This is a genomic window from Kitasatospora cinereorecta (assembly GCF_024172095.1).
In the GTDB taxonomy this organism is placed as follows: Bacteria; Actinomycetota; Actinomycetes; order Streptomycetales; family Streptomycetaceae; genus Kitasatospora; species Kitasatospora cinereorecta.
Genome location: NZ_JAMZDX010000003.1, coordinates 560,066 through 576,533 on the forward strand (window position 1 = coordinate 560,066; position 16,468 = coordinate 576,533).

11 protein-coding genes, 1 tRNA gene, 1 pseudogene and 1 riboswitch are annotated in these 16,468 nt (G+C 72.9%); of the genes and pseudogenes, 10 read left to right on the top strand and 3 right to left on the bottom strand.

Features of this window, described 5'->3' with window-relative positions; genetic code table 11:
- Positions 1-128 precede the first annotated feature (128 nt).
- The 6 genes and pseudogenes from FHR36_RS16085 to FHR36_RS39355 all read left to right on the top strand — a co-directional run bounded on the left by FHR36_RS16085 (position 129) and on the right by FHR36_RS39355 (position 8,230).
- Positions 129-1,025, top strand: a complete 897-nt coding sequence (locus FHR36_RS16085; RefSeq protein ID WP_253797907.1) for an FAD binding domain-containing protein — start codon at positions 129-131, stop codon at positions 1,023-1,025.
- Positions 1,026-1,081: 56 nt separating this feature from the next.
- A pseudogene (locus FHR36_RS16090) lies at positions 1,082-1,577 on the top strand ((2Fe-2S)-binding protein); the annotation flags it as partial.
- A gap of 838 nt (positions 1,578-2,415) precedes the next feature.
- Positions 2,416-4,728: a xanthine dehydrogenase family protein molybdopterin-binding subunit gene (locus tag FHR36_RS16095; protein ID WP_253797908.1), complete on the top strand. Its 2,313-nt coding sequence runs from the start codon at positions 2,416-2,418 to the stop codon at positions 4,726-4,728.
- A gap of 154 nt (positions 4,729-4,882) precedes the next feature.
- On the top strand, positions 4,883-6,253 hold the full coding sequence (locus FHR36_RS16100; RefSeq protein WP_253797909.1) for a S8 family serine peptidase: 1,371 nt from the start codon (positions 4,883-4,885) through the stop codon (positions 6,251-6,253).
- Positions 6,254-6,378: 125 nt separating this feature from the next.
- Entirely contained in the window at positions 6,379-6,708 is a 330-nt protein-coding gene (locus FHR36_RS16105) for a hypothetical protein (RefSeq protein WP_253797910.1), read from the top strand.
- A 1-nt stretch (position 6,709) separates the two neighbouring features.
- Positions 6,710-8,230, top strand: a complete 1,521-nt coding sequence (locus FHR36_RS39355) for a WXG100 family type VII secretion target (RefSeq protein WP_301330263.1) — start codon at positions 6,710-6,712, stop codon at positions 8,228-8,230.
- Positions 8,231-8,324: 94 nt separating this feature from the next.
- On the opposite strand, the gene FHR36_RS16115 is transcribed toward FHR36_RS39355, so the two are convergent.
- Complete coding sequence (locus tag FHR36_RS16115) at positions 8,325-9,080, bottom strand: DUF427 domain-containing protein (RefSeq protein WP_253797911.1); 756 nt, start codon at positions 9,078-9,080, stop codon at positions 8,325-8,327.
- Positions 9,081-9,192: 112 nt separating this feature from the next.
- Positions 9,193-9,264 (bottom strand) — tRNA-Cys (locus FHR36_RS16120).
- Between the two features lie 259 nt (positions 9,265-9,523).
- Positions 9,524-9,586: riboswitch (guanidine-III (ykkC-III) riboswitch) on the top strand.
- A gap of 34 nt (positions 9,587-9,620) precedes the next feature.
- Here FHR36_RS16120 and FHR36_RS16125 point away from each other — a divergent pair.
- Positions 9,621-9,935, top strand: coding sequence for a DMT family transporter (locus FHR36_RS16125; RefSeq protein WP_253797912.1), 315 nt, complete (start codon positions 9,621-9,623; stop codon positions 9,933-9,935).
- Between the two features lie 98 nt (positions 9,936-10,033).
- Positions 10,034-11,485, top strand: coding sequence for an MFS transporter (locus FHR36_RS16130; protein ID WP_407660832.1), 1,452 nt, complete (start codon positions 10,034-10,036; stop codon positions 11,483-11,485).
- Positions 11,486-11,512: 27 nt separating this feature from the next.
- Here the strand turns inward: FHR36_RS16130 and FHR36_RS16135 are convergent, their stop codons facing one another.
- The gene (locus FHR36_RS16135) at positions 11,513-12,856 is read right to left on the bottom strand and encodes a polysaccharide deacetylase family protein (RefSeq protein ID WP_253797913.1); all 1,344 of its coding nucleotides are present in this window, start codon (positions 12,854-12,856) and stop codon (positions 11,513-11,515) included.
- Positions 12,857-13,169: 313 nt separating this feature from the next.
- On the opposite strand from FHR36_RS16135, the gene FHR36_RS16140 reads away from it, so the two are divergent.
- Both FHR36_RS16140 and FHR36_RS16145 read left to right on the top strand, forming a co-directional pair.
- Complete coding sequence (locus tag FHR36_RS16140) at positions 13,170-15,767, top strand: phosphatidylglycerol lysyltransferase domain-containing protein (protein WP_253797914.1); 2,598 nt, start codon at positions 13,170-13,172, stop codon at positions 15,765-15,767.
- 113 nt (positions 15,768-15,880) lie between these two features.
- A complete protein-coding gene (locus FHR36_RS16145; RefSeq protein WP_253799318.1) occupies positions 15,881-16,456 on the top strand; it encodes a class F sortase in 576 nt (191 codons plus the stop codon).
- Positions 16,457-16,468: the final 12 nt, after the last annotated feature.

A 16,468-nucleotide genomic window follows, 5' to 3' on the forward strand; every position in this document is an offset into this window, starting at 1 on the left:
TGCGCCCGAAGTTGTCCTGACTTGTGCACGACTGTCCGCGCCCCGGGAAGTGATCACCGAGCATTGTGTGCCAGAGTTGCCCAACCCGCACCGATCGCCCGTACCCTACGGGCGGGGCCGCACTGCAGATGGAGCACGGTGGAATCCTGGTGAACCGGACGATCATGCTGCCGACCTCGGTCGACGAGGCCGTCGAGGCACTGGCCGCCACCCCGGGCGCGGTGCCGGTGGCGGGTGCCACCGACCTCATGGAAGCCGTCAACGCCGGGCGGCTGCGCCCCGCCGCGCTGATCGGCCTCGGCCGGATCACCGAGCTGCGCGGCTGGCGCTACGAGGACGGCGGCACCGCCGTGCTCGGCGCCGGCCTCACCCACGCCCGGATGGACCGCCCCGACTTCGCCGCGCTCATCCCCGCGCTCGCCGACGCCGCCCGCACCGCCGGACCCCCGCAGGTCCGCAACGTCGGCACGCTCGGCGGCAACATCGCCACCGCCGCCCCCACCGGTGACACCCTCCCGGTGCTCGCCGCCCTGGAGGCCACCGCCACCCTCGCCCGGGCCGGCTCGGTCCGCGAGGTGCCGATCAGCCACCTGCTCACCGGCCTCGACCCGCTGCGCCCCGGCGAGCTGCTGACCTGGGTGCGCGTCCCGCTGCTGCACGCGCCCCAGGTCTTCCTCAAGGCCGGCGGCCGCAGCGGCCCGGCCCGCGCCACCGCCTCCGTCGCCCTCGTGCTCGACCCCGCCCGCCGCGCCGTCCGCTGCGCGGTGGGCGCCGCCGCCCCCGTCCCGCTGCGCCCGCTGGAGGCCGAGGCCTGGGTCGCCGGCTGCATCGACTGGGACGCCCGCGGCGAGGAGGGCGCCGCCCTGATCGACCCCGCCGCGCTCGCCGCCTTCGGCGAGTACGTGGCCGGAGCATGCGTACCCGACACCGGCCTCCCCGGCGAGGGGCCGGGCTCGGCAGCCGCCCGACTGCGGCGTACCGTATCGGTGCTGGCCCGCCGGGCACTGGGAAGGGCACTGAAGTGACGGACGACCTCGGGGACGGCCTCGTGAGCGGCGACGGGCCGGTGGACGGCGACGTGCGCCCCACCGCCTCGTACACCCTGCGCGTCAACGGGTTCGAACGGCCCGTCACCGACGCGTGGATCGGCGAGAGCCTGCTGTACGTGCTGCGCGAGCGGCTCGGCCTGGCCGGCGCCAAGGACGGCTGCGACCAGGGCGAGTGCGGTGCCTGCTCGGTGCAGGTCGACGGCCAGCTGGTGGCCGGCTGCCTGGTGCCCGCCGCGCTCGCCGCCGACAGCGAGATCGCCACCGTCGAGGGCCTGGCCGGCCCCGGCGGCGCGAGCGACGTCCAGCAGGCGCTGGCCGACTCCGGCGCCGTCCAGTGCGGCTACTGCACCCCGGGCCTGGCCATGGCCGTGCACGACCTGCTGCAGCGCAACCACCGGCCCAGCGAGGTCGAGGCCCGCCAGGCGCTCTGCGGCAACCTCTGCCGCTGCACCGGCTACCGCGGCGTGCTCGCCGCCGTCCAGAGCGTCGCCGACGCCCGCGAGGCCGAGCTGGAGGCCGAACTCGCCGCCGCCGAGGCCGCCGCCGGACAGCCCGCCGCCGCGGACACCGACACCGCCGGCAACGGGCCGACCGGCGCCGACGGCCCGCGCACCGCACCCGCCGTCGCCACCGAGCAGTCCGCCGCCGACCTCCCGCTGGCCGGCGAACTCCCGCTCTACGCCGACGCCGAGCTCTGGCACGAGGCCGAGGTCCCGGCAGCCGCCGCCACCGGCGGCGTGGTCCCCGAGGAGGTCCTCGCGGGGCTCTCCGACACCGCCGAGATCCCCACCACCCACCAGACCGGCGTCTACGAGCCCGCCGCCCACCCGGCCGAGGCCTACCCGTACCAGACCACCCCGCCGCACGGCACGCCCTACGACCCCGAGGCCTACCGGACCGGCACCTTCCCCGTCGTCCCCGGCCCGGCCACCGGCTACGACACCGGCAGCTACGACACCGGCACCTTCCAGACCGGCACGTTCCAGACCGGCAGCTTCGCCGCCGCCGGCTACGACACCACGGGCTACGACACCGGCAGCTACCCGCTGCCCGGCTACCAGCACGCCGGCTACGACCCCACGGTGTACGAGACCACCGGCTACGACACCACCCCGGCCCACGGCACCACCCCCGACGGCCACCAGCACGACGGCACCCCGGCCCACGGCACGCCCTACATCCCCACCCCGGCCCACGGCACCGCGCACGGCAGCGTCTACGAGACCCCGTACGACGGCACCACCCCCGCCCACGGCATCCCCGTACCCGGCACGCCCGGTGCACCCGTCCACCCCGGGTACGACTACAACACCGCCGCGCACACCACCCCCGCCCACGGCATCCGGCTCCCCGAGGACGAGAAAGCATGACCTCCGCCACCGAGCTCCCGGCGGCCGCCCCCGCGGAACCGAGCGAGCCCTTCGGCCTCGGCAGCTCGCCGCTGCGCACCGACGCCCTGCCCAAGGCCCTCGGCATCTACCCGTACGCCGCCGACCTCTGGGCCGAAGGCCTGCTCTGGGGCGCCATGCTGCGCTCGCCCCACCCGCACGCCAGGATCGTCTCCGTCGACACCTCCGCCGCCCTCGCCGTCCCCGGCGTGCACGCCGTGGTGACCGCCGCCGACCTGCCCCCCGGCCCCGACGGCACCCCGGACGGCGCCCCCGCCGGACCGATCGTCGCCGACCGCCCGGTCCTCGCCGCCGACGTCGTCCGCCACCACGGCGAACCCATCGCCGCCGTCGCCGCCGACCACCCCGACACCGCGCGCCTCGCCGCCGCCTCGATCGTCGTCGAGTACGAACTCCTCGAGCCCGTCACCGACCCCGAGGCCGCCTTCAACGCCCCGCCGATCCACCCCGACGGCAACCTCCTGCGCCACCTCCCGCTGCGCACCGGCGACCCCGAGGCGACCGGCGAGATCGTCGTCGAGGGCCTCTACCAGGTCGGCCGGCAGGACCCCGCCCCGATCGGCGCCGAGGCCGGCCTCGCCGTCCCGCGCCCCGACGGCGGCGTCGAACTCCACCTCTCCACCACCGACCCGCACGGCGACCGCGACCGCACCGCCGCCTGCCTGGGCCTCGAACCCGACCGCGTCCGCCTGGTCGTCACCGGCGTGCCCGGCGCCACCTCCGACCGCGAGGACCTCTCCTTCCAGGTCTCCCTCGCCCTGCTCGCCCTGCGCACCGGCCGCCCGGTCAAGATGACCCTCACCCGCGAGGAGTCCTTCCAGGCCCACACCTCGCGCCACCCCGCCCTGCTGCGCTACCGCCACCACGCCGACGCCGAGGGCAAGCTGGTCAAGGTCGAGGCGCAGATCCTGCTCGACGGCGGCGCCTACGCCGACGTCTCCGCCGAAGCCCTGGCCGCCGCCGTCGCCTTCTCGGCCGGCCCGTACGTCTGCCCCAACGTCTTCGTCGACGCCTGGGCCGTGCGCACCAACAACCCGCCGTCCGGCCGGATGCGCGGCGAAGGCGCCCTCCAGGCCTGCTTCGCCCACGAGTCCCAGATGGACCAGCTCGCCGCCCGGATCGGCGTCGACCCGATGGAGATCCGCCGCCGCAACGCCATGGCCACCGGCGACCCGCTCCCCACCGGCCAGGCCGTCACCTGCCCCGCCCCCGTCGACGCCCTGCTCGACGCCCTGACCGAATCCCCGCTGCCCGCCCTGCCGGTGGACGACCCCGAAGCCGACTGGCTGCTCCCCGGCGGGCCCGGCGGCGCCGGCGACCCCGCCGCCGTCCGCCGCGGCATCGGCTACGCCGTCGGCATGGTCCACATGCTCGGCGCCGAGGGCGAGGACGAGGTCTCCACCGCCACCGTCCGGGTCAGCGGCGACCACGCCACCGTCATCTGCGCCGCCGTCGACTCCGGCCAGGGCTTCGCCACCCTCGCCCGCCAGATCGTCCAGACCGTGCTCGGCGTCAGCGAGGTCTACATCGCCCCCGTCGACAGCGACCAGTCCGAGGCCGGCCCCTCGGCGCGCGGCCGGCACACCTGGGTCTCCGGCGGCGCCGTCGAACGGGCCGCCCTGATGGTCCGCCACCAGATGCTGCAGCCCATCGCCGCCGACTTCGGCATGTCCGTGGAACTCCTGACCATCGCCGACGGCAAGATCTCCTCCTACGACGGCGTGCTCGGCATGCCGGTCAGCGAGGCACTCGAAGGCCGCGAACTCTGGGCCACCGCCCAGTGCCGCCCCCACCCCACCGAACCCCTCGACGAGAACGGCCAGGGCGACGCCTTCGTCTCCATCGCCTTCTGCGCGATGCGGGCCGTCGTCGACGTCGACATCGAACTCGGCGCCGTCCGGGTTGTCGACGTCACCGTCGCCCAGGACGTCGGCCGCGCCCTCAACCCCCGGCAGATCGAGGACCGCATCGAGGCCGCCGTCGCCCAGGGCGTCGGACTCGCCCTGCTGGAGGACCTGCGGACCGAGGGCGGCCTGCTGGTCAACCCCTCGCTCACCGGCTACCGCCTTCCCACCGCCCTCGACACCCCCGACATCCGGATCGCCTCCCTGGTCGAGGAACGCGACGTGGTCGCCACCTTCGGCGCCAAGGCCGTCAGCGCCGTCCCCGCCGTCGTCGCCCCGGCCGCCGTCGCCGCCGCCGTCCGCGCCGCGACCGGCCTGCCGGTCGGGCGCCTGCCGATCCAGCCGGAGGACGCGGCGGTCGCCTGACGGGTCATCGGCTACCGTGACCCGTTGCTGTCGATGCATCACCCGGGGCCCTGCGCATGACAGGGTTGCGGGAGATACCATCGAAAGGTCCTTCGTTCGTTCCGGGGGCACTGCGAGAACGAACGGGCTGCGGCACACAACTGACGGGGTACTGATGACGCTGACCAAGGCCACGCGCGTACTTGGCGCGACGACATTGGCGGGCGCGATGCTGTTCACGGCTGCGCCCGCGTCCTCGGCGGACCAGGTCCGTGACGGGCAGTGGGTGAACTCGTACTTCGACCTGACGAAGGTCTGGTCGGTCAGCAAGGGCGACGGGGTCATCGTTGCTCTGATCGACGACGGTGTGGACGCCTCGCATCCCGACCTGTCGGGTCAGGTGCTGCCGGGCTACGACCCCAGCGGCAAGGGCCTCGACCAGAAGCCCACCGAGACGCACGGCACGAAGATGGCCGGCATCATCGCCGCACACGGGCACGGCAGCAACGAGGGGGCCGTGGGCCTCGCGCCCGGCGCGAAGATCCTCCCGATCTACAAGAACACTGCTGCAGGTTCGGACGCCGTTCCGCAGGACATCAAGTGGGCCGTCGATCACAACGCCAAGGTCATCAACCTGTCCCAGGGCAACTCCGATGCTGCGAAGTCGAATGCTGCCCTGACCGAAGCCATCGCGTACGCGGCCAAGCACGACGTGCTCGTGGTGGCGGCGACAGGAAACAGCGGGCTGGGGCAGGTCGGAAGTCCCGCCAATGAGCCCGGCGTCCTTGCCGTCGGTGCCTCCGACCAGAGTGATGCGATCTGGTCCAAGTCGAACTACGGCCCCGAGGTTCTGCTGGCCGCGCCCGGCGTGAAGATCGTCGGCACGGGTGCATGCTCTGGTGGGCAGTACTGCATCGGCGACGGCACGTCCGACTCGACCGCCTTCGTGTCTGCGGCCGCTGCCCTGGTTCGGGCCAAGTTCCCGAATCTGACCGCAGGCCAGGTGGCCAACCGTCTCGTGAAGTCGGCGAAGGTCCCGGCTGCCCTGCAGGGTGCGAAGCTGCCGGACGCCCACTACGGTTACGGGATCCTGAGGCCGTACGAGGCGCTGACCCAGAACATCGCTGCCGGTCCCGAGCAGGGGCCGCTCGCAGCGGTGGCCGGAACCGCGAGCGGTTCGTCGCCTACGGCCGGCGCCACCTCCGGCGGCGGCTCCCAGCCGACGGACGGGCTCCCGTCGCTGCCGGGAGTGACCCACGGCGCGAGCTCGGACACCAGCCTCACCTTCGGCGGTCTCTTCGCCGCCATTGGCGCTGTGGTCGCCATTGTGATCATCGCCATCATCGTGCTGGCGATCAAGGGTCGCCGCCGCCGGCCCGCCGGTCCGGTTCCGCCGCAGGGGCAGCCCCCCTACGGCGCCTCTCCGAACTGGCCTCCGGCCCAGCAGCCCTACGGGAACCAGGCCCCGCCGCCCGGCTACCCGCAGCAGAACCCGTACCAGAGCAACAACCCGTACAACCCCGGTGGGAACCAGTCGCAGCGCTGACGGTGTATGAGTAAGGGCAGCGTTAGCGATACGATCGAACGCTCTGACTAACTGAACCTTGTCGCCTGTTGGTTGAGCACGCACACGGGGAAGCATTCGACACTCCAGGGGGAGGAGAGGGCCACGTGGCCGACGGATACCGCGTCAACACAGACGAGCTGGAGGCGGTCGTCAAACGACTGCAGGCGATCCAGCAGAACATGGCTCAGACGACCGAGAAGAGCGCCTACGGCACGATGGTCGCCGAGTCTGACTTCGGCGTGAACTTCAGCCATGCCAACACGCTCTACCAGGCGCATGAGCGCATGCAGGGCTGGCTCAGCCGTACCATCGCGGACCTGAACTCGCTGATCACCGAGTTCGGGAACAACACCCAGACCGTCAACAACGCGTACAAGAGTCGCGACGAGGACTACGCCGCCGTCATGACCAAGTACCAGCAGGAGTTGGACTGACATGGGACAACGCATTCCTGAGTTCGAGGGTCAGGCGCTGATCCCGCTCAAGGCGATGGTCGCGAACTCCCGGCCGGAGAACCTCACCAAGGCCGCCGAGCACTGGGGTTCCGTCAACACGGAGCTCCAGGGCGCAGCCAACGACCTCCAGCAGGCCGTGCAGCACGCCATGGCCAACTGGGACGGTGCGGCCGCCGAGGGCTTCGCGAACAAGGCCGCCCAGATCCAGACCAATCTCACCAACACGGCCGAGCACGCGGCGAAGACGTCCTCGGCGATGCACCTCGCCGCGAACGCGCTGCAGGCGACCAAGAGCCAGATGGGGGACATCGAGGTCCCGAGCCACCTGGACAGCGGCCTCAAGTTCGTCTCCGACCTGGGCGACCGCTCGGACGCGCAGTTCAAGTCCGACCTGGCCGGCGGCATGGACCGCTTCGCCGCGGTCAACAAGAACTACGACGAGCTGTCGGCCACGGAGATCCAGCACCAGTACGCCATCGGCACGATGGAGTACCTGGCGCCGTACTACGACCAGGCCGCCAGCGAAATGCCTCCGCCGCCCGGTGGGCGTGACAGCTATGGCGGCGGCGACGAGGCGTACCCGCCCAAGCCCGAGAATCCGGGCGGCAAGGGCAGCAACCCGCCGGTGCAGCAGCCGCCGACGATGATGCCGCCGAAGACCCCGCCGCAGCAGCCGCCCGGCAACGGTCAGACGCCTCCGACCGGTCCCGGTCAGCCGCCTGGGCTGCCGCACCAGCCGGTGCCGCCGGGCCAGCTCCCGCCGACCGACACGACGCCCAAGCCCCCGACGATCAACCAGCCTCCGGGTACCGGCATCGACCACTGGACGCCGCCGACGACGGGCAACCCGCCCGGTGGCGGTAGCCCGACGTACCCGGGCGGTACCGGCACCCTGCCTCCCGTTCCGGGTGGCGGCGGTGGTGGCGGTGGTGGCGGTGGCGGCGGCTACGTTCCCGGTGGCGGCGGCTACATCCCCGGCGGTGGCGGTGGCGGCGGGTACCCGGGTGGTGGTGGTCGTACGACCACGCCCGCGGGCACCGGTCGCGGCGGCTCGACGGGTGGTACCGGTGGCGCCGGCGGTTCGGGTTCGACCCGTCCGGGTGGTGCCGGTGGCACGGGTGCCGGGACGGGCGGCCAGACCGGCCGGGCCGGCGCCGGTGGCATGGGCGGCGGCATGCACGGTGGTGGCATGGGCGGCGCCGGTGGCGGCGGGAAGGGTGGTGCCAAGGGCGGTAGCGGCCTGGTCCGCAAGGCCGGTGGCACTGTCGGCGGCGCGGCCAAGGGCGGTGCCGGCGGCCGGTCGTTCACCCAGGGCGGTTCCGGCATCGGCAAGGGCCGCGCGGCGGGCCAGGGCGGTGCGGGTGCGGGCGGTATGCACGGCGCCCCCGGTGCTCACGGCAGCGGCAAGAAGAAGGGCAAGGACGGGAACCGTCCGGACTACCTGGTCGAGGACGAGGACACGTGGCGCGGTGGCTCGGCCAACCCGCCGGTGATCGAGTAATCACACCCGGGTAGGCCGACCAAGTAGAGAAGAAGAAGAGGAGTGGGCATCCCCCGACCTGGGGGGTGCCCACTCCTCTTTGAACATCCCCCGATCAGGAGAACCGGGTGCGCGGCCGCTCCTGGAGCACGTCGTCGACGTACAGGTCGACCTTCTCGTCGTAGAAGGCGACCAGTCCGGCGATCTTCTGGCTCTCCGGGAAGGGGGAGCGGTACGTCCAGGCGATGTCGGGGTGCCAGGTGTCGCCGATGTGGACCGACAGGTGTTCGGCGGTGCCCTTGTAGGGGCAGTGGGTGGTGCGGGTGCCCGGGCCGAGCAGGTCGCGCCGGAGGTCGGTGGCCGGCAGGTAGTAGCGGGTGGGCAGCCCGGTCTCGAAGAGCAGCCGTGGCGCGCGGGACTCGGCGAGTACGGTGCCGTCGAGCTCCACCCGGACGGTTCGGGAGGACGCCAGGATGTCGATCCGGGTGTACGGGTCGCGGGGGTGGGTGAAGACCTCCTCGTCCTCCTCGAACCAGGCGTCCATCGCCTTCCAGTCGAAGCGGACCAGGTCGCGCAGCGGCTCGGCGGGGGAGTTCTCGTACCGCCAGGCGGCGTCCTCGGCGATCCGGCCGCCGGCGGCGACGGTGAACAGGCGGGAGTCGCCGAGGCGCGGGCGGTGCGAGCTGCGGCCCGAGGCGGTGAGCAGCTCCATCCGGACGTCGGCGAGCGGGAAGTAGTAGGCGGGGAAGGCCGGGTGCTCCCAGACCATCACCGCGTTCACGGAGTCGACGACGGGCAGGCCGCCGAGGTAGGCGCGGATCCGCTTGCGACAGGGCTCGATCCGCAACGCCAGGGGTGTGGACGGACTCATGCCAGGTCCAACGACCTGGCGGCCGGATTCATTTCTGGCACCGGCGCCGGGAATTCGGAAATGCCGAACAACCGGTCGCGGAATTCGGTCGCGACCGGTCATTCGGATGCGGAGGCCATGACGGGAATCGAACCCGTGTAAACCGTTTTGCAGACGGTTCCCTGATCCACTCGGGCACACGGCCGGGGACGGAAGCGGGCCTCGGCGGCCCGTCCGGAAGGGGTGGTTGTGCTCAGGCGCAGCAGGCGCAACAGGCGCAACACGAACAGCGGGGACAGGAGGCACAGGTGCGGGGCGCTGCGAAGGCCACCGTCTTCCTGTTCATTGCCGACTCCTGTCGTCGTTCGCCGTCGTTGTCGTTGCTGAATTCATCGTGGCGCATCCGGCCCCGCGACGTCAATATCCGAATATGAATTCCGCGTGTCGTGATGTGTTACGGTCGGATCAGGCGGTCGAACCCGCTCCGGACGAGGTGCGTCGTACCCGGCACGACAAGACGACGCAGTAGCTGCAACGACTACTGCGGAGGTGTCTGTCGTCATGGCCTGGATGGTCCTGATCGTCGCGGGTGTGCTGGAGACCGTGTGGGCGGTGGCCCTGGAGGCCACCAAGGGGTTCTCCCGGCCGCTGCCGACGGCGGTGTTCGCGGCGGCGCTGGCGCTCTCGATGGGCGGGCTGGCGTACGCGATGCGGACGATCCCGCTGGGGACGGGCTACGCGGTGTGGGTGGGCATCGGCGCGGTCGGCACCGCGCTGTACGGGATGCTCGCGCTCGGGGACGCGGTGACGGTGGCCCGGATGAGCTGTCTGGTGCTGATCCTCGGCGGGGTGGTGGGACTCAAGGTGCTGCACTGACCGAACCCTGGTGCCCGGGTCCTAAGCCTGAAGGGGGAGGCCGGGTTCCGCCCGGAGGTCAGGAGCAATTCGACCGGTCGGCACTTACGATGTTGGGCATGACCACCACCTCTCCCACCCAGGTCGGCAGTCCGTCCGCGATGCCCGAACCGGACACCGGCGGCGTGCTGAGCGGCCCGTACCGGGCGCTGACGCTGGGCATCGTGTCGGTGGTGCTGCTGCTGGCGTTCGAGGCGACGGCGGTGAACACGGCGATGCCGGTGGCCGCCCGCCAACTGCACGGTCTCGGCCTGTACGCCTTCGCGTTCTCCGGCTACTTCACCACCACGCTGTTCGCGCTGGTGGTGTCCGGGCAGTGGTGCGACCGGCGCGGGCCGCTGGCACCGCTGTTCACCGGCATCGCGGTGTTCGGGGCGGGGCTGGTGACGGCCGGGACGGCGGCCTCCATGTGGCTGTTCGTGGCCGGCCGGGCGATCCAGGGGCTCGGCGGCGGGCTGGTGATCGTGGCGCTGTACGTGGTGGTCGGCCGGGCGTTCCCCGAACGGCTGCGGCCGTCCGTGTTCGCCGCCTTCTCGGCAGCCTGGGTGCTGCCCTCGATCCTCGGTCCGCTGATCTCCGGCGCGGTGACCCAGCACCTGGGCTGGCGCTGGGTGTTCCTGGCGGTGCCGGTGCTGATCCTGCTGCCGCTGGCGGTGATGGGCCCGGCGCTGCGCCGTTCGGAGCGGGCCCGGAAGCAGTCCCGGGACCGGCTGGACCCGCAGCCGTACGACCGCGGGCGGACCGTCGGTGCGGCGATGGCGGCGCTGGGTGCCGGGCTGCTGCAGTACGCGGGTCAGCGGCGGGACGCGGTCGGGCTGCTGCTGGCGGTGGCCGGGGCAGCGCTGCTCGGTCCGGCGGTGGTCCGGCTGCTGCCGGCGGGGACGCTGCGGGCGGCCCGCGGGCTGCCGACGGTGATCCTGCTGCGCGGGGTGGCGGCGGGTGCGTTCTTCGCGGCCGAGGCGTTCGTGCCGCTGATGATGGTGACCCAGCGCGGGCTCTCGCCGACGCTGGCCGGCCTGACGCTGACCCCGGGAGGGCTGGCCTGGGCGCTGGGGTCGTGGCTGCAGGGCAGGCCGGGGGCGGAGAAGCACCGGGACGCGCTGATCCGGCTGGGTTTCGTGCTGACCGCGGTGGCGATCGCGGGGGCGGCGCTGGTGCTGGTCCCGGCGGCGCCGACCTGGACCGCGGCGGTCGCCTGGGCGGTCGGCGGGGTCGGGATGGGGCTCGCGGTGGCGAGCATCAGCGTGCTGATGATGAAGCTGTCGACGCCGGAGGAGACCGGCGCCAACTCGGCGGCGCTGCAGCTGAGCGACGCGCTCGGGAACGTGCTGCTGATCGGCCTCGCGGGCGTGCTGTTTGCGGCGCTGGGCGGCGGCTCGCTGGCCGCCGCCCAGAGCGGGCCGACGCCGGTGGCGCCGTTCGCGGTGATCTTCCTGGTGATGACCGGGGTGGCGCTGGTGGGCGCGGCGGTCTCCGGCCGGACGTCGGTCCGTCCGGCCGCCCGAACCTAGGCCGGGCGGGGCCAGGACCGGACCGGGTCAGGACGAGACGTGGGCGGCCGAGGCCCGCGCGCTCGCCGCTCCCGACGGTGCGCCGGACGCCCCACCCGCCGACGCGCCCGCCGGGGCGGAGGCCACCGGGCCGCCGAGGAAGGTCCCCCAGCCGCCCGCCGGCGACTCGCCGGGGGCGAGCGAGGTGAGCTTCTTCAGCACGGCCGGGTCCTGCGCCTCCAGCCACTGCACCAGCTGGCGGAAGGAGACCAGTCGGACCTCGGGCTTGTCCGCGATCGTCTTGATCACCTCCTCGACGGCGTTCATGTAGATGCCGCCGTTCCACTGCTCGAAGTGGTTGCCGATGATCATCGGGGCGCGGTTGGAGTTGTAGGCGCGCTCGAAGCCGGCCAGGTAGGCGTCGCGGGCCTGGTTCTGCCAGAAGCCGTACTTGCTCGGGTCGCCCTTGGTGTTGTTGCCGGACTGGTTGTACATGATGTTGTAGTCCATCGAGAGCACCTGGAAGCTGTGCCCGGGGAACGGGACGGACTGCAGCGGCATGTCCCACAGGGCGCCGCCGGCGAACTTCTGCGGCCAGACCTGGAGGCCGCCGGGGCCGCTGCTGTCGTACTTCCAGCCGCGCTTGGCGGCGGTCGGCAGCAGGCCGCGCTGGCCCTCCAGGCAGGGGGTGCGGCCGCCGATGAGCTCCTTGCGGTAGTCGAAGGGGAGCGCCGGCAGGTCGGTGTGGCCGGTGTTGGTCCGCCAGTTCATGACGAAGTTCATCGCCTGCTCGATCTCGCTGTCCCAGTCCTCGGGGGACCACTTTCCGCCGCCGTTGGGGCCGCAGAAGTGTCCGTTGAAGTGGGTGCCGATCTCGTGGCCCTCCAGCCAGGCGTCGCCGACCTGCTGGATGGTGTCGCGGACGTGGTCGTCGCTGAGGTAGCCGATGTCGGATGCGCCGACCGGGTGCTGCGGCGGGCGGTAGAGCGTCTTCTTGGACTCCGGCAGGGTGTAGATGCCGGAGAGGAAGAAGGTCATCGAGGCCTTGTGGTCCTTGGCCAGTTGGCGGAACCGGCTGAACAGCTTGTTGTCCAGCTCGCCGGCGCCGTCCCAGGAGAAGACCACGAACTGCGGCGGCCGCTCGCCGAGGCCCAGCTGGTCGGGCTTGGGCTGATTGGGCTGCGGTCCGGTGTCGGAGGTCGAGCCGTCACCGATCAGGGTGGCGGGCGGCTTGGGGGTCGCGGAGGGACTGGTGGCGGCCATGCCCGAGGCCGGTGCGGGCGGGCCGGCCTGTTCGCCTCCCTTGCCGGTGGTCGTGGCGCAGCCGGCCGCCAGGGTGGCGGCGGTCGCCGCTCCGGCGGCCAGCAGGGTCCGGCGGGAGAGGGCGTCCATGTCTCACATCCATTGGCCAGGGGCGGTCATGCAGCTCGGTACGTCAACTCGGTAAGTCAACCGCTCAGACAGTGTGGTGATCTGATGAACTGATCGATAAGCCTGTCCGCGGGAGTCGCGCCCAGCATGGCACGACGGGGCGCGCGGCGCAGGTAAGCGCGGCTTGCGGCGCGGGTGACGGGCGGTACGCCCGGGCGACGCTCACCTGTTCGGATCAGGTGGCCGGCCGCAGCGGTGGCGCACCGGGATGAACCGGCGTCAGCTGGGGAGACGGCCCCGCCGCCCGCCGCAGCCCCGGAGGTACCCGCCCGCCATGTGGCAGTCGCTGCTCGACGCGTACCGCGAGCGGATCGTCGAGACCGGCCGCGAGCCGCTCTTCCTGCTGCTGCTCGGCCTGATCCTCTCCTTCCTGTTCATCCGCTTCAGCGTGCGGATGATCCGCCGCGGCACGTCCTGGTGGCCGGGCAACGTCACCCCGGGCGGGCTCCACATCCACCACGTGGTGTTCGGTCAGGCCCTGCTGCTGATCTGCGGGATCTCGGCGTTCGCGATCCGCGGCGACGGCGGCCAGTGGTGGAACCTGCTGGGCTTCGGCTTCGGCGTCGGCTGCGGTCTCGTGCTGGACGAGTTCGCCCTGGTGCTCCACCTGGAGGACGTCTACTGGAGCGAGCAGGGCCGCACCTCGGTGGACGCGGTGGTGCTCGCGGTCGCGATGATCGGCCTGCTGCTGATCGGCGAACTGCCGCTCGGCGGCTTCACCCGCCACCCGAGCGGGTCCGAGCTGGTGGGCGCCGCGTTCCTGCTCCTGCTGGTCGTCGTCGCCCTGCTCAAGGGCAAGATCTGGACCGGCCTGTTCGGCCTGATGCTCTGGCCGCTGGCGCTGGTCGGCGCCGTCCGGCTGGCCCGCCCGGCCAGCCCGTGGGCCCGCTGGCGCTACCGCTCGCGCCCCCGCCGGCTGGCCCGCGCCGAGCGCCGCGAGGACCGGATCCACCGCCGGCTGGTGGCCGCCAAGACCTGGACGTACGACCTGGTGGCCGGCACCCCCGACCTGGCCGCCGAACTCGCCCCGCCCGAGGCCGAGGTGCCCGAGCCGGCCCCGCCGGTCCCCGCGCTGCCGGACCTGGTCGAGCCGTGGGAGCCCGGCCCGATGCCGGCCTGGCGGCAGCGGTGCGCGGCGGGCGCCGTCTGGTACCTCAAGGTCGCCACCGCCCTCAATGTGCTGGGCGCCCTGATCGAGCCCTTCCGCGATCAGGTGAAGCGGGCCAACCAGGGCCAGTTCTTCACCCCGGTGCTGCTCACCTCCGGCTTCACCGCCGGCCTGCTCGCCGGCCTGCTCGCGGTCATGCTGCGCCGCCGCAAGCGCGCGGCCTGGCTGATCACCACCACCGTGGTCGCCGGCTACTCCGCGGTCTTCGTGCTGGCCATGTTCTCCGCCGACTACCGCACGCACCCGTTCAACTGGATCTCCGCCACCCTCACCGTCGGCCTGCTGGCCGCCCTGCTGCTGGGCCGGGACGCCTTCCGGGTGCGCGGCGAGCGCGGCAACGTGGTCACCGCGCTGGCCGTCCTGCTGCTCGGCGGCACGCTGGTGGTGGTGATCGGCGCCGCGGTGGTCCGGCTCACCTACCCCGAGACCCCGCCCGCCTGGGGCGACGCCATGGTCTACGTGCTGCTGCGGCTGTTCACCCTCTCGGGGCTGTTCGACTACGCCAACGTGGACGTCCCCGGCTGGGTCGACCTCGGCATCAACGTGCTCGGCGCCGCGGTGATGCTGATGGCCCTGCGGATGCTGCTGCGCTCCGCCCACGGCCGGATCCAGCAGAGCCCCGAGGACGAGCGCCGGCTGCGCGAACTGCTGGAGCGGCACGGCGCCCGCGACTCGCTCGGCTACTTCGCGCTCCGCCGCGACAAGGCGGCCTGCTGGTCGCCCTCCGGCAAGGCCGCGGTGCTCTACCGGGTGGTGTACGGCGTGGCGCTGGCCTCCGGCGACCCGGTCGGCGACCCGGAGGCCTGGCCGCAGGCGATCGAGGCCTGGCACGAGCAGGCCAGGGCGCACGCCTGGATCCCCGCCGTCACCGGAGCCGGCGAGCAGGGCGGCACGGTGTACGCCCGGGTGGCCGGCCTGAAGGCGCTGCAGTACGGCGACGAGGCGGTGGTCCAGGTCGACGGCTTCACCCTGGAGGGCCGCTCGATGCGTACCCTGCGTCAGACGTACAACCGGGTGCGCAAGGCGGGCTACCGGGCGGTGGTGCGCCGGATGGGGGAGATCCCCGAGCCCGAGCTGGCCCGGCTGGTGGTGCTCGCCGACGCCTGGCGGCACGGCCGGACCGAGCGCGGCTACTCGATGGCGCTCGGCCGGATCGGCGACCCGGGCGACGCCGACTGCCTGCTGGTCGAGTGCCGCGACGAGAACGACCGGACGGCCGCCCTGCTCACCTTCGTGCCCTGGGGCGCGCACGGGCTCTCGCTCGACCTGATGCGCCGTGACCGGGAATCCGACAACGGCCTGGTGGAGTTCCTGGTCAGCGAGCTGCTGCTGCGCGCCCGGGCCGGAGAGGTGGCGGTCACCCGGATCTCGCTGAACTTCGCGATGTTCCGGGAGGCCTTCGAGCAGGGCGGCCGGCTCGGCGCCGGGCCGGTGCTCCGGCTGTGGCGCACCGTGCTGCGGTTCTTCTCCCGCTGGTGGCAGCTGGAGTCGCTCTACCGGGCCAACGCCAAGTACCTGCCCAGCTGGGAGCCGCGCTACGTGCTGTACGAGAAGACCTCCGAGCTGCCGGCCATCGCCGCGGCCAACGCGGCGGCCGAGGGCTTCCTGACCCGCCCCCGGCTGCCCAGCGTCCGCTCGCTGCGCCGCGCCCGGAGCGCGCCTGACACCGCCTCACCCGCCCGGAGCCGCCCGGATGCCGCCTGAGGGCGGCGCGGATTGACTGGACCGGAGTGCGATCAAGCAAAGGAGCGCGGGCGGTGACGGAACAGACGGCCAGGAGTGCCTGGCCGGGGGCGCTGGCGGCCGGTACGGCGCTGATGGTCGGCGCGTGGCTCCTGCACGACGGCGACGTCCTCGGCCTCCCGCCGGCGCCCAGCGCCGCCGAGGCCTTCGAGGCCGGCGCCGGGTCCTGGCCGGTGGTGCCGCCCCTGCCCTCCTCCCCGCCGACCCGGATCCGGATCCCGGTCCTCGGCCTGGACGCCCCGGTCACCCGGCTCGGCCTGGACGGCGAGGGCCGGCTCCAGCCGCCGCCCGACAACGACCGCAACCTGGCCGGCTGGTACCGGGGTGGCGCCGCCCCCGGCGCCAGGGGCGCCGCCATCGTGGCCGGCCACGTCGACACCGCCGCCGGACCGGCCGTCTTCTACCGGCTCGGCGCGTTGCGCCGCGGCGACCAGCTGGAGGTGGCCCGCGAGGACCGGGCCACCGCGTACTTCCAGGTCGACGCGGTCGAGGTCTACCCGAAGAAGGACTTCCCCGACGGGAAGGTCTACGGCGCCACCAAGGACGCCCAGCTGCGCCTGATCACCTGCGGCGGCGGGTTCAGCCGCGCCACCGGCTACGACGGCAACGTCGTGGTCTTCGCCCACCTTGTCCGCACCGCGCGGGCCTGACCGGAGCCCATC

Coding starts and splice junctions, on each gene's coding strand:
- FHR36_RS16085 (WP_253797907.1), top strand. CDS start 129: ATGGAGCACGGTGGAATCCTGGTGAACCGGACGATCATGCTGCCGACC.
- FHR36_RS16095 (WP_253797908.1), top strand. CDS start 2,416: ATGACCTCCGCCACCGAGCTCCCGGCGGCCGCCCCCGCGGAACCGAGC.
- FHR36_RS16100 (WP_253797909.1), top strand. CDS start 4,883: ATGACGCTGACCAAGGCCACGCGCGTACTTGGCGCGACGACATTGGCG.
- FHR36_RS39355 (WP_301330263.1), top strand. CDS start 6,710: ATGGGACAACGCATTCCTGAGTTCGAGGGTCAGGCGCTGATCCCGCTC.
- FHR36_RS16115 (WP_253797911.1), bottom strand. CDS start 9,080: ATGAGTCCGTCCACACCCCTGGCGTTGCGGATCGAGCCCTGTCGCAAG.
- FHR36_RS16125 (WP_253797912.1), top strand. CDS start 9,621: ATGGCCTGGATGGTCCTGATCGTCGCGGGTGTGCTGGAGACCGTGTGG.
- FHR36_RS16130 (WP_407660832.1), top strand. CDS start 10,034: ATGACCACCACCTCTCCCACCCAGGTCGGCAGTCCGTCCGCGATGCCC.
- FHR36_RS16135 (WP_253797913.1), bottom strand. CDS start 12,856: ATGGACGCCCTCTCCCGCCGGACCCTGCTGGCCGCCGGAGCGGCGACC.
- FHR36_RS16140 (WP_253797914.1), top strand. CDS start 13,170: ATGTGGCAGTCGCTGCTCGACGCGTACCGCGAGCGGATCGTCGAGACC.
- FHR36_RS16145 (WP_253799318.1), top strand. CDS start 15,881: ATGGTCGGCGCGTGGCTCCTGCACGACGGCGACGTCCTCGGCCTCCCG.